This window comes from Photobacterium sanguinicancri, from assembly GCF_024346675.1.
In the GTDB taxonomy this organism is placed as follows: domain Bacteria; phylum Pseudomonadota; class Gammaproteobacteria; order Enterobacterales; family Vibrionaceae; genus Photobacterium; species Photobacterium sanguinicancri.
In genome coordinates, this window is sequence record NZ_AP024850.1 from 1,411,993 (window position 1) to 1,424,445 (window position 12,453).

Genomic DNA, 12,453 nt, shown 5'->3' on the forward strand with positions numbered 1-12,453 from the left:
AAAAGTGAGGATGGAATGAACTTAAATGCCACCATGCTAGGACAGGCACTGTCATTCGTGATTTTTGTCTGGCTTTGTATGAAATATGTTTGGCCTCCTTTGACTGCATTACTTGATGAGCGCCAGCGAGTTATCGCCGAAGGGCTGTCTCATACCGAGTATGCGGCGAAAGAGCTGCAAATGGCAAAAGCCAATGGTGCCAAATTACTTGATGATGCCAAACAGCAAGTCAGTAGTTTAGTTGAACAAGGTAATAAACGTCGTACGCAGATCATCGAAGATGCCAAGCTCGAAGCGGAGCAAGAAAAAGCACGCATTATTGCCGCTGGGCAAACTGAGCTGGAAAGTGAGCGTAATCGTATTCGCGAAGAACTTCGCCACGAAATGACAGCCTTGGTGATTGAAAGTGCAGAGAAGCTGATTAACCGTCAGCTAGACACAGACACTAACCGAGCATTGGTCAATAAGATCATTACCGATCTGTAATAAGGGGCTAAGAATGTCTGATTCACAAACCATTGCTTACCCCTACGCAAAAGCAGCGTTTGATTATGCTCGCGATGCGGATCAACTAGAAGCTTGGGAAAATATGCTGGTGGTGATGAAAGAAGTCGCCGAAGCGCCAATTGTTGCCAGCCAGATTGAAGCACTCGATATGCTTGGCCCGGATGCTCACGATGCATTTAACCAGTCTTTTCTGGCTATCTGCGATGGTCTCATTGACGAGCACGGGCAGAATTTGGTCAAGCTAATGGCAGAAAATGGCAGGTTAGCGGTATTGCCTCAGGTTACTGAGCTTTACCAGACGTTCAAGTCTGATTTTGAACGCACTGTCGAGGCTTGTGTTGTTACGGCTGAACCATTGGATGAGCAGCAAGCAAATAGCTTGAGCCAAGCTCTGGAGCGGAAGTTGAACCGCACCGTTTCTCTGACTTGCCAGGTTGATAAATCGCTGGTTGGGGGAATTAAGATCACTGCTGGTGAACTGGTGATTGATGGCTCGCTGAAAAGCGCTATTGATCGACTTGCGATCCGCCTAGAGGTGTAATTAGGTACTAGATATGCAATTAAATTCAAATGAAATCAGCGATCTAATAAGACAACGGATCGCCACCTTTAACGTAGCCAGTCAGGCACGTAACGAAGGCACAATTATCTCTGTCAGCGACGGTATCATCACTATTAATGGCCTTGCGGATGTAATGCAAGGTGAGATGATCGAATTACCGGGTGGCCGTTATGCCCTTGCATTAAACCTTGAGCGCCATTCTGTCGGTGCTGTTGTTATGGGCCCTTACGCTGATCTTGCAGAAGGCATGACAGTAAAAGGTACAGGCCGTATTCTTGAAGTACCTGTCGGCAAGGGGTTACTTGGCCGAGTTGTGAATACGCTAGGTCAACCAATCGATGGCAAAGGCGCGATTGAAAGCGACGGTTTTGCTCCGGTAGAAATTATTGCTCCTGGTGTAATCGATCGTAAGTCGGTTGATCAACCAATTCAGACGGGCTACAAAGCAGTTGACTCCATGGTGCCTATTGGCCGTGGTCAGCGTGAATTGATCATCGGTGACCGCCAAACAGGTAAAACAGCGATGGCGATTGATGCCATCATTAACCAGAAAGATTCTGGTATCTACTCGGTTTATGTTGCTATTGGCCAGAAGGCATCAACCATTGCCAACGTTGTACGTAAGCTTGAAGAAAATGATGCATTACAAAATACTATTGTTGTAGTGGCATCCGCATCAGAAGCCGCTGCACTGCAATATCTTGCGCCGTATGCTGGTTGTACGATGGGTGAGTATTTCCGTGACCGCGGTGAAGATGCGCTTATTGTTTACGATGACTTGTCTAAACAGGCTGTTGCTTACCGTCAAATTTCACTATTGCTTAAGCGTCCACCTGGCCGTGAAGCCTTTCCTGGTGATGTGTTCTACCTTCACTCTCGTTTGCTAGAACGTGCAGCTCGTGTTAACGCAGACTATGTTACTCATTTCACTAATGGTGAAGTCACTGGACAGACGGGGTCATTAACCGCGTTGCCAATCATCGAAACGCAAGCTGGTGACGTATCTGCATTCGTTCCAACTAACGTTATCTCCATCACTGATGGTCAGATCTTCCTACAGACGCACTTGTTCAATGCAGGCTTACGCCCAGCGGTTGACCCAGGTATCTCTGTATCTCGCGTAGGTGGTGCTGCTCAAACCAAGATCATCAAGAAATTGTCTGGTGGTATCCGTACCGCGCTAGCGCAATATCGTGAATTGGCTGCCTTTGCCCAGTTCTCATCCGATTTGGATGATGCAACCCGCAAGCAGTTGGATCACGGTGAGAAAGTGACAGAACTGATGAAGCAAAAGCAGTATTCACCAATGTCAGTTGCTGAGCAGGCACTAGCCATCTTTGCTGCCGAAAAAGGCTATCTCAATGGTATTTCATTGGCGAAGGTTGGTGAGTTTGAAGAAGAGCTAATGGCTTTTGCTAAGAGCACTCAAGCTGAGTTACTTACTTCAATTAATGCATCAGGTAACTATAACGATGAGATTGAAGCCAGTCTGCATAACCTGTTGAAGACCTTCATGGATACCCAGTCGTTTTGATCGTCAGGGTAAGCCACTCGGCGGTGTAGCAACAAGGTAGACAGGAGCGAAAAATGGCAAACGCAAAAGAAATTCGCACCAAGATCGGTAGTGTTCAGAACACTCAGAAGATCACTAGTGCGATGGAAATGGTTGCCGCGAGCAAAATGCGTAAGGTGCAAGACAATATGGTGCTGACGCGCCCTTATGCAGACAACATGCGTAAGGTGATCAGCCATGTTGTTTCTGGCTCGCTGGAGTACAAGCATCCATATCTTGAAGAACGCGAGATTAAGCGGGTCGCATACATCATTATTTCTTCTGATCGAGGATTGTGTGGTGGTTTGAATAACAACCTGTTTAAAAAAGTACTAGTCGAGATGCAGCAATGGCGAGAGAAAGGGGTAGAAGTTGATACTTCTTTGATTGGCTCAAAAGCCATCTCTTTCTTCCACCGCATCGGCAATGTTGTTGCTCAGACCTCGGGTCTGGGTGACAAGCCTAAGTTGGAAGATGTACTTGGTCCAGTAAAAGCCATGCTGGAACATTACGATGAAGGCAGAATTGATCGCTTACATCTGGTGTACAACGAATTCGTCAACACCATGGTGCAAAAGCCGCAGGTTGTACAGTTACTGCCTCGGCCTGAGTTGGCACAAGCCGATAATGCGGATAGTAAAAAGTCGGCAGGTCGCTGGGACTATATCTATGAACAAGATCCCAAGGCGTTACTGGATGAATTAATGCTGCGTTATATCGAATCGCAGGTCTATCAGGGAACAGTAGAAAGTTGTGCGTGTGAGCAAGCTGCTCGAATGGTCGCAATGAAAGCGGCCACCGATAACGCAGGCGCCCTGATTAATGATCTTCAGTTGGTATACAACAAAGCTCGACAGGCAGCGATCACTCAAGAGTTGAGTGAGATAGTGTCTGGTGCCCAGGCCGTGTAATACCAAGCTAACTAAGTAAGAGTCTGAACACTTACTTACCCCGATTGGTATAAATGAATTTCCGAGGATAACAAATGAGTACGGGAAAAATTGTTAAAGTCATCGGCGCGGTCGTTGACGTAGAGTTTAGCCAAAGCAGCGTACCACGTGTGTACGATGCGCTGAATATTATTGATGGCGATCACGCCTCGCTAGTGCTGGAAGTCCAGCAGCAAATTGGTAGTGGTGTTGTACGTTGTATTGCAATGGGTTCATCAGACGGTTTGCGTCGTGGCTTAACTGTTGAAAACAGTGGTTCACCAATCTCGGTTCCAGTTGGTGAAGCAACGTTAGGGCGAATCATGAACGTGCTAGGCACACCGATTGATGAATGCGGTGAGATAGGCGAAGAAGTGACTTACGCCATTCACCGTGACGCGCCTTCGTATGAAGATCAGGCCAATAGCGCTGAACTGCTTGAAACCGGCGTGAAAGTTATCGACTTGATCTGTCCGTTTGCGAAAGGCGGTAAGATCGGCCTATTCGGTGGTGCGGGTGTGGGTAAAACCGTCAACATGATGGAGCTTATCAACAACATCGCAAAAGCACACTCAGGTTTGTCTGTGTTCACTGGTGTAGGGGAGCGTACCCGTGAAGGTAACGACTTCTATTACGAGATGAAAGAGGCTGGCGTACTCGACAAAGTAGCCATGGTTTACGGCCAAATGAACGAGCCTCCAGGTAACCGCCTACGTGTTGCTTTAACGGGTTTGACCATCGCTGAACGTTTTCGTGATGAAGGCCGTGATGTGTTGTTGTTTATCGATAACATTTATCGTTACACCTTGGCGGGTACAGAAGTATCGGCACTGTTAGGTCGTATGCCATCAGCGGTAGGTTACCAACCTACGTTGGCTGAAGAGATGGGTGTACTGCAAGAGCGTATCACTTCGACTAAGAAAGGTTCGATCACCTCGATCCAAGCGGTATATGTACCTGCGGATGACTTAACGGATCCATCACCAGCAACCACCTTCGCGCACTTAGATGCCACGGTTGTACTGTCACGTAACATTGCGGCGCTTGGTTTATACCCTGCGATTGACCCGCTGGATTCTACCTCACGTCAGCTTGATCCGCTGATTGTAGGTCAGGAGCATTATCAAGTTGCTCGTGGTGTACAAACTGTATTGCAACGTTACAAAGAGCTCAAAGATATTATCGCCATTCTAGGGATGGACGAATTGTCTGAAGAAGATAAACAAACCGTTTCTCGTGCTCGTAAAATTGAACGTTTCTTAACTCAGCCTTACCACGTTGCTGAAGTGTTTACAGGTCAGACTGGGGTGTTCGTTTCTCTTAAAGAAACTATCGAAGGCTTCAAAGGGCTGCTAAGCGGCGAGTATGACGATATTCCGGAGCAGGCATTCCTGTACTGCGGCAGTATCGATCAAGTAATTGAAAAAGCGAAGCAAGTATAGAGAGGAAGTTATGGCAATTGGCGTTACTAACAATACGTTCCAGCTCAACATTGTGAGTGCCGAAGGCCCACTGTTTTCTGGTCCAGCCCATGCGCTGGCGATTGCAGGGTTCGATGGTGAGTTAGGTATTCGCCCGGGCCACTCTCCTTTGCTGAGTGGGATCAAACCAGGTGTGGCGAGTTTCGTTACCGGTCTAAAGGATCCTGAAGAAATCCTTTATATCTCGGGTGGGATTGTTGAAGTACAACCTTCAGTAGTAACCGTGTTGGCTGATACAGCTATGCACGGGAAGGATATCAACAAAGCCCGCGCGGACGAGGCACGCCGTGCAGCAGAAGAGAACATTGTTAAGCATGCTAACGATGTGAACTTCGCACAGGCGCAAATGGATTTGGCAAAAGCAATGGCACAACTTCGTGCTGTTGAACTAAGCCAGAAACAGAGGCGCCGATAGACCGATATTGCAGTCTGGACACGGATTACCGACCGCTGTCCAGATTGAAATACGGTTTCAGAAAAGCTAATTAAATTTCATTTCCAGAGTTGTCTTGCCCCGTTCAGTGATGAGTTCGGGGCCTTTTTTTTGCGTGGAATTAATCGAGCTGATGATCTAAAGGTGTTTAACCGCGTACACTAGGGTACAGGTTACTCATAGCGACGAAATTTGTAATGACCAAACTAACTGTATTTTATGATGGCACATGCCCGCTTTGTTCAAAAGAAATGGCGGCTTTAGCGGCAAGAGACAAACAGCATTTCATTCAAACCGTGGATATCTACAGTGACGCCTTCAGTGCTTACCCACAAATAGATGCGAATGCTGCTAATACAGTACTACATGCGCTAGATGATAAAGGGCAGTTATTACTAGGGTTAGATGTCACACACCGTGCGTGGCAACTCGTTGGGCGAGGCTGGTTATACGCACCGTTACGTTGGCCTCTCATTAAGCCACTAGCCGATCGTTTTTACCTGTACTTTGCTAGAAACAGATACCGATTTTCATATTGGTTAACCGGTAAATCGCGTTGTGATAGTGGGACATGTTCACGGTGATTAACGTTGGATTGAATTACGTTAGATCATTAACTTCTTTTCATCGCCGCCCGATAAGCCGTCGGCGTAACATGCTTGTATGCTTTGAACTGACGGTTAAAATTTGCTTGGTTATCGTAGCCTACTTTTTGGATAATGATATTTATCGGTAAACTGGTATTCATCAGTAGATCGCAGGCGACATTGAGCCTGATCTTCTTTAAGTGTTGGCTGAAGCTTTCCTTGTAGTGCTTTTGATACAACCTTCGAACGCTACTCTCACTGATATATAAATGTTCAGCCAGATCGTTAACGGCGATGTCATTTGCAAAGTTTTGCATCAAAAATGCCTCTGCTCTACCAATACGCTCACTTATTCTTTCATCTTCATCAACGGGTGCCACAAGGTTAATGAGCTGCTGTGCTTGTTTATCTTCAAGCAGTAGTGAGAACAATGAAAATAGTGTGGTGAGTTGTTGGTGAGGAGGCATTTCAATTACACCTCCCAACAATTGTGTTGCGCGCTCTGTTGTATCTGTCGAAAACTGTATGCCGTGGCTAGCATTTGAGAGTAACCGTTTTAATGGTTCTAGCTCGTGGCAACAAGCGATGAGTTGATGAACCCATTCTTTACGAAACCAAATAACATGCGTCTCACACTGAGTATGCTCCCCATCGGCGTTGGAATAAATCGCATGAGGGAGATCTGGGCCGATAAGTACCATGTGATTATGGTTAATCTCACTTTGGTGGTGGCCGACAAAGCAGCTACCCGAAAAATGACGATGAATGGCGAGTTCGTACTCTTTGTGTCTGTGCCAACCATAGCTTTTACTGCCTTCAACGATCTTTCGGTATCGCCAAGAGGCACCAATTCGTTGCGGCACTTTTTCAAGGTATCCCTTCATCGCTTAGTCTTCATTACTTTGTATCACTCATGTTTGCTTGGTGATTTTTTAGTATTTAAATTATACCTAAAATAGATCTTGAATGTTCTTATTGCGCGAAAAGTACTGCCATTTGCTCGTTGAATACTCTTACTGTGAGTTGAGGTCCATATACTTTCAATGTCCACCACATTGGAGAACTAAGATGACATTACTTAAACAAAAAATAGAACAGCTTATCGCGATTAATCGTCAACAATGGCTTGCAGAGTGTGTGTATCGGTATGGGTTAAAAAGCACAGATATGTGGCGACTATATGGCTACGCTTCTTATGACGATTATCGGAAAGATTTAGCGCGAAGTTTACAGCAAAAATAATACCTCAATATCCCCCCACTTATGATAAACAAGGGGCTTTAATCAGTATTCGTTCATATTCAGCAGCCACTGTAGTGGTCAACTAAAATTGGCCGCTGCGCTCTTGTATATTCAGAGAAGATTGTAAATAGCGGTAGCTATAATGAATACTGTTCACAAAGAGCGGTTAATTCCGTTGGCGTGTGAATAATGAAATCTGGTTGAGTAGCCCAACGTTCAGGTGTTGCACCACTGTAGGTTACGGCAACAGCAATAACGCGCGCGTTTTCGCCCAATGCAGTATGTATATTCCTGGCAAACTGCACATCAGCTTCATGGTCGCCAATATACATAATGGTTTTGCTTTCAGGGTTATCGAATAGCTGGTTCAAACACAGCAAGCCACTTTCTGGTGATGGTTTTTGCCCTGTACTAGACACATCATCGTAGCCAATAACGGCTTTAAAGTAAGAGTCGACTTGCGCTGTATTCAATACATTAACGATGTTGTTTGAGGCATTTTGCGAACAGATACCATGCGGGATCGAGGCTAAATCTTTGATAGTACTGTCTACGTCAGAGAACAGTTGAACTGGCGTCGTGTTGCTCAGTTGATGCTCCGACCATAACGAACCTGCCACTAACATTTCAGATTCAGTCATACCGTAATAACGAACATACAGATCTTGCCAGTTTTTAGCCGCATGGTTTACTTGATGATAGGCAACTTCACTTTGTAGGCATTCTGGCAGGTTGTCTCCCGTTAGGTGGGGCGCAACAATGGATAAAATGTGTTTAGTAATATCTATATTTTTGGGTACTGAGTTTACGAGTGTTCCGTCATAATCCCAAAGGATGGCATCTAGCTTCATTTGTTTTCTCGTACTTTGATACCCAGTCGCGCAAACGGCTAGGTGTTGTTCTGTTGTGCAGTAAATATAACGGAAACTGTAAATTGAAACAGGCTTAAAACGTCGATGCAGGGAAACAGTGAGTTGATTGCTTTATTCAGAATATAAGCGAAATTGTTTGAGTTTGTTAGAGGGGGAACTCACACCATGACAGTATTGAAATGATGTGAATAGGCAAAATAATTAGCGTCGCTTTCTTAATATAAACATCTGGTAGCCAAATTGGCCAAGGTAATTGGTGTAGATGTTATTTTCTTTACTAATATCTTCAAGCGCGACAGAACCAGGCATTTCATCTCTAAGTGCTTCCACACGAGCCTTGAGCGGTTCATAGTAGTTTTGCCATGCTTTTTTACTGAGTGTGAAGTGCTCGATGACGTCAAAACCTGCGGTATTGATTTGTGCTAATCGAGTCGCTATTGGCTGCATATCTGGGTATTCTTTCTGCCAGAAATTGATCGCTTCTTCATTAGGTGTATCGGTTAACCAGACTAAGTCACTGAGCATCATGAACCCATTATCGATAAGCAGTGGTTTCCATTGAGAAAGAGCATTGGTCGTACCCATAATATACGCGCTCCCCTCAGCCCAAATTAAGTCAAAGCTTGCAGGAGCAAAGGGAAGCTCTGTCATGCTGGCTGAAACTGTGGTTAGTCTAGATACTAAGTCCATTGCCTTGAAACGCTCTGAAAGCTTCTCTAACGCAGAATCTTCATTATCAACAACAGTAATTGATGCATCTGTATTATTTGCCAATACGGTGGTGGCTAGCCCTTTGCCACAACCGATTTCAAGAATTTTTTTAGGCTGTTCAGGTAATATAGATAACGCTTGAAGCGTTTCACTGTCGTTGCCAGGCCCCCAGCGTTCAAGGGTTTCAAAGACCTTCATAAAGTCGGCCATGTAAGTGTCGTGTTCGTTCATGTCTTTTGATAACCATTTCAATCGCAAAGCTTCTTTTTCAGTAAAACCTTGCTTAATTAACCAGTCTAAGTGTGCATCAGGCGCGACTTTATCGACGTTCTCATGCCATGCTTTTAGGTCACCTTCACCCAGTAACGCGGCGAGTAATTGACGAGACTGCTGCTTTTGCGCAATCTCTCTATCCAATTCTTGTAAGCGATTTTTAAGCAGCTGACGATCCACTTTTGCTTCTAAGCACGCTTTGCATTCTTTGAGTGTTAACCCACCAGATTGCAGTTGTTGAATAAGGCGGATCCGCTGTAAATCTTTATCGCTGTACACGCGATAGCCGTTGTTGAGGCGATGACCTTTAATCAGTTGTTGTTTCTCGTAATAGAGTAGAGCAGTGCGTGATAAGCCCACTAGTTCTGCGAGTTCTGAAATTCGATACACTGTTTATCTCCACACGATTGTTTGAATCAAGGTACTGTAAACTGTAAAGCTATAGACAGGTCAATACTAATAGTCGAACTAATTTATTGATGGTGAGGTGACAAGCATAGAAGATCGTGAATTGGGTGGGAAATAGAGCCACATCATCACGAAAGCGTAATGATGTGAACGATATTTGTTAGGCTTTTACGTTGTTAGTTTTTAGCAATAAAATCAGCTTTGGTCATACCGTAATGCAGGCGGTCAACAAAGCCATTTCCAACTTTGTAGTAATCGCTCTGACAACCTTCGCGTTTGAACCCGCATTTCTCTAACGTTTTGTACGAGCCTACATTACTGGCATAACAGTCAGCTGTTACTTTGTGAGCGCTAAGCTCGTTAAATGCAAGTGCTGTTAAGTATTGTGCGGCTTGAGTGGCAATGCCTTGTCCCCAAGCATGCTCTGCTAGCTGGTAACCAACTTCAAAATTGCCTTCTAAGAACATCACCGACGGTAGTCCTGCCATACCCATGTATGTGCCTTTCGTGTTACGAATAACGACGGTGAGTTGTTCTGGCCATTCACCTGCAGCTATTGCACTTTCGGTGTTTTCTATAATTGGACCAAAGAAACCTTCATAAATTTCAACGGGCGCAGGGGCAAAAAATAGGTATTCGTTTACCGCTGGATTCCCAAGCATATCGATAATGTCAGGTAAGTCGCTTTGGGTAATTAATGACATATTCAGCGTTGACGTTAACGCAACAGGCTGGCCTTTTTTAAGAGATAGAGTAGACAATGTTGTAAACCTTATAATTGGAATTATACCAAGCTCATTGATTATCAAATCATTCTTGCTTTTCCTGCGCAATGTCTGACTAGCTAATCGATGGAATGGATATTACAAGGTGATGATAGTGAAGAGTGCGTAAGACTGATTGAATATTTCCGACACTTTTTGGAATGCGTGAAAATGTTGTGATAGGTGACGATAGTTTGGGTCGGATTACTATTAGGTCAAGCGCAGAGTAAAGGCATAGATTAAGGTGAGGAAGGTCTGATACAAAAATCCCCCGCGAGTGACAGGGGATTCATCTGAGCAAGCTATAACGTTGAAGAACAGATTTTAGTCTTGTGTTAAACCAATAAGTGCTTCTTGTGTTGAAGATAGCTGTTGCGTGCCTGACTGATCTAAACCAAGTTCTTTGTGCGCTTCATCTGCAGTCATGCCCAGATGGCAGCGAAGGATATCAATTGCAACTTGGTAATTCTCTTGATCTGCCATTTTTCCTCCTTGATAGATATGACATTCGTTCTATATGCTATCGACAATAGCTAACTAGCATGATCTATGCAATACGACTAAGGTCTTATACTAATAAAAAAACACTTTGTTCAGCATTTAATCAGCTAGTGAGGTTAATTTGTAACTTAGTCTTAATATCTATTGTTGTATAGAAAACTCTTTCGATACAATGGGCTAGCGGTTATTGGTTAGAAGGGAAATGTATACTAGCTAACGAAAAGTAACAATTTGCTACTTTCACTTGTAATCACTTTGATCGACCATACTATATAGATAACTCGTTAAATGCTTTTTACGTATATACCAATCCAGTGTGTATACAGTTGTAATGGCATATTAACAATAAAGCTGTTGAAGCTTCTTTTATTGGAGAAAACTACAAATATGAAGCGTATTGCATTGTTTTTGGCAACCAACCTTGCCGTTATGTTGGTATTCAGTGTCGTCTTGAACATTGTTTATGCTGTCACAGGTATGCAGCCGGGTAGTCTTTCTGGCTTACTTGTTATGGCGGCACTATTTGGTTTTGGTGGCTCGCTGTTCTCTCTATTCATGTCGAAGAAGATGGCGTTGCGTTCAGTGGGCGGTTCAGTGATTGAACACCCTCGAAATGAAACTGAACATTGGCTAATTGAAACCGTTTCGCGTCAAGCGCAAAAAGCGGGCATCGGTATGCCAACGGTAGCGATTTACGACTCTGCTGACATCAATGCTTTTGCGACAGGTGCAAAGCGCGATGATTCATTGGTTGCGGTATCAACAGGTTTGATGCACAGCATGACTCGTGATGAAGCTGAAGCTGTACTAGCTCACGAAATTAGCCATATAGCGAATGGCGATATGGTGACGATGACCTTGATGCAAGGTGTAGTGAATACCTTTGTTATTTTCGTCTCTCGTTTAGTTGCTGGTGCTATCAGTGGCGTGAACAGTAACGATGAAGAAGGCGAGGGTGGTAGCTACATGACTTACTTTATCGTCTCTTCTATCATGGAAGTATTGTTCGGCTTCTTGGCGAGCATCTTGACCATGTGGTACAGCCGCCATCGTGAATTTAAGGCAGATGCAGGTTCGGCTCACCTAGTGGGTAAACAAAAGATGATTGCCGCGCTAGAGCGTTTGAAAATGAGCCAAGAACCACAACTTGAAGGTTCTATGATGGCATTTGGTATTAACGGTAAGAAGTCACTGTCTGAGCTATTCATGACACACCCACCGCTAGAAAAACGTATCGATGCACTACGCCGTGGTGAGCACCTTTAATCGGTAATTGATTAAGAGTTAGCTCTCGGAATATTGAAGCTACGCAGCTAGCAATAGAAGCGAGTGACAAGTACAAATCGAATGCCAGTCAGTTTTGCTGACTGGCATTTTTTGTTGCTGCTGATTTGATAATCTGACTTTCTGACTTTCTGACTTTCTGACTTTCTGACTTTCTGACTTTCTGACTTCGAAGGGATAATTGAATCTATCGTAGTTATGATAGGTAACGCTTAATGGGATACTAAGCCAGCTAAGTAATTTATCGTTTTTGCTGGTTAAAACACGCCCCTGACAATCGGGTTATAAATTTTGTAAGTCGAATAACGAACGACAAAATCTACGCTTTATTCTATGTGTCTTTTCCT

At 44.4% G+C, this 12,453-nt stretch carries 14 protein-coding genes; 9 read left to right on the top strand and 5 right to left on the bottom strand.

Features of this window, described 5'->3' with window-relative positions:
- Positions 1-15: 15 nt before the first annotated feature.
- The 7 genes from OCU87_RS06770 (at position 16) to OCU87_RS06800 (ending at position 6,048) form a co-directional block, all read left to right on the top strand.
- Positions 16-486: a F0F1 ATP synthase subunit B gene (locus tag OCU87_RS06770; RefSeq protein WP_062688828.1), complete on the top strand. Its 471-nt coding sequence runs from the start codon at positions 16-18 to the stop codon at positions 484-486.
- A 13-nt stretch (positions 487-499) separates the two neighbouring features.
- Positions 500-1,048 (top strand): F0F1 ATP synthase subunit delta, encoded by a 549-nt coding sequence (locus OCU87_RS06775; RefSeq protein WP_261858068.1) that lies wholly within the window; start codon positions 500-502, stop codon positions 1,046-1,048.
- Positions 1,049-1,061: 13 nt separating this feature from the next.
- Complete coding sequence (atpA, locus tag OCU87_RS06780) at positions 1,062-2,603, top strand: F0F1 ATP synthase subunit alpha (protein WP_062688831.1); 1,542 nt, start codon at positions 1,062-1,064, stop codon at positions 2,601-2,603.
- Between the two features lie 53 nt (positions 2,604-2,656).
- Positions 2,657-3,532, top strand: coding sequence for a F0F1 ATP synthase subunit gamma (atpG, locus tag OCU87_RS06785; RefSeq protein ID WP_094955751.1), 876 nt, complete (start codon positions 2,657-2,659; stop codon positions 3,530-3,532).
- Between the two features lie 74 nt (positions 3,533-3,606).
- On the top strand, positions 3,607-4,992 hold the full coding sequence (gene atpD, locus OCU87_RS06790) for a F0F1 ATP synthase subunit beta (protein WP_094955750.1): 1,386 nt from the start codon (positions 3,607-3,609) through the stop codon (positions 4,990-4,992).
- A 10-nt stretch (positions 4,993-5,002) separates the two neighbouring features.
- Positions 5,003-5,446 (top strand): F0F1 ATP synthase subunit epsilon, encoded by a 444-nt coding sequence (locus OCU87_RS06795; protein ID WP_062688833.1) that lies wholly within the window; start codon positions 5,003-5,005, stop codon positions 5,444-5,446.
- Between the two features lie 215 nt (positions 5,447-5,661).
- Positions 5,662-6,048, top strand: a complete 387-nt coding sequence (locus tag OCU87_RS06800; RefSeq protein ID WP_062688834.1) for a thiol-disulfide oxidoreductase DCC family protein — start codon at positions 5,662-5,664, stop codon at positions 6,046-6,048.
- A gap of 29 nt (positions 6,049-6,077) precedes the next feature.
- Here OCU87_RS06800 and OCU87_RS06805 read toward each other — a convergent pair whose 3' ends face one another.
- Positions 6,078-6,935 carry a helix-turn-helix transcriptional regulator gene (locus tag OCU87_RS06805; protein WP_261858069.1) on the bottom strand — a complete coding sequence of 286 codons (858 nt, stop codon included), beginning with the start codon at positions 6,933-6,935 and terminating at the stop codon, positions 6,078-6,080.
- 184 nt (positions 6,936-7,119) lie between these two features.
- On the opposite strand from OCU87_RS06805, the gene OCU87_RS06810 reads away from it, so the two are divergent.
- Entirely contained in the window at positions 7,120-7,293 is a 174-nt protein-coding gene (locus OCU87_RS06810) for a hypothetical protein (RefSeq protein WP_157072551.1), read from the top strand.
- 137 nt (positions 7,294-7,430) lie between these two features.
- Here OCU87_RS06810 and OCU87_RS06815 read toward each other — a convergent pair whose 3' ends face one another.
- The 4 genes from OCU87_RS06815 to OCU87_RS06830 form a co-directional block, all read right to left on the bottom strand.
- Positions 7,431-8,144 carry an HAD family hydrolase gene (locus OCU87_RS06815; RefSeq protein WP_062688837.1) on the bottom strand — a complete coding sequence of 238 codons (714 nt, stop codon included), beginning with the start codon at positions 8,142-8,144 and terminating at the stop codon, positions 7,431-7,433.
- A 222-nt stretch (positions 8,145-8,366) separates the two neighbouring features.
- Positions 8,367-9,539 carry a MerR family transcriptional regulator gene (locus tag OCU87_RS06820; RefSeq protein ID WP_062688839.1) on the bottom strand — a complete coding sequence of 391 codons (1,173 nt, stop codon included), beginning with the start codon at positions 9,537-9,539 and terminating at the stop codon, positions 8,367-8,369.
- 194 nt (positions 9,540-9,733) lie between these two features.
- Positions 9,734-10,318 carry a GNAT family N-acetyltransferase gene (locus OCU87_RS06825; RefSeq protein ID WP_261858070.1) on the bottom strand — a complete coding sequence of 195 codons (585 nt, stop codon included), beginning with the start codon at positions 10,316-10,318 and terminating at the stop codon, positions 9,734-9,736.
- Positions 10,319-10,645: 327 nt separating this feature from the next.
- Positions 10,646-10,804 (bottom strand): hypothetical protein, encoded by a 159-nt coding sequence (locus tag OCU87_RS06830; protein ID WP_164488543.1) that lies wholly within the window; start codon positions 10,802-10,804, stop codon positions 10,646-10,648.
- 405 nt (positions 10,805-11,209) lie between these two features.
- On the opposite strand from OCU87_RS06830, the gene htpX reads away from it, so the two are divergent.
- A complete protein-coding gene (htpX, locus tag OCU87_RS06835; RefSeq protein WP_261858071.1) occupies positions 11,210-12,088 on the top strand; it encodes a protease HtpX in 879 nt (292 codons plus the stop codon).
- Positions 12,089-12,453 lie beyond the last annotated feature (365 nt).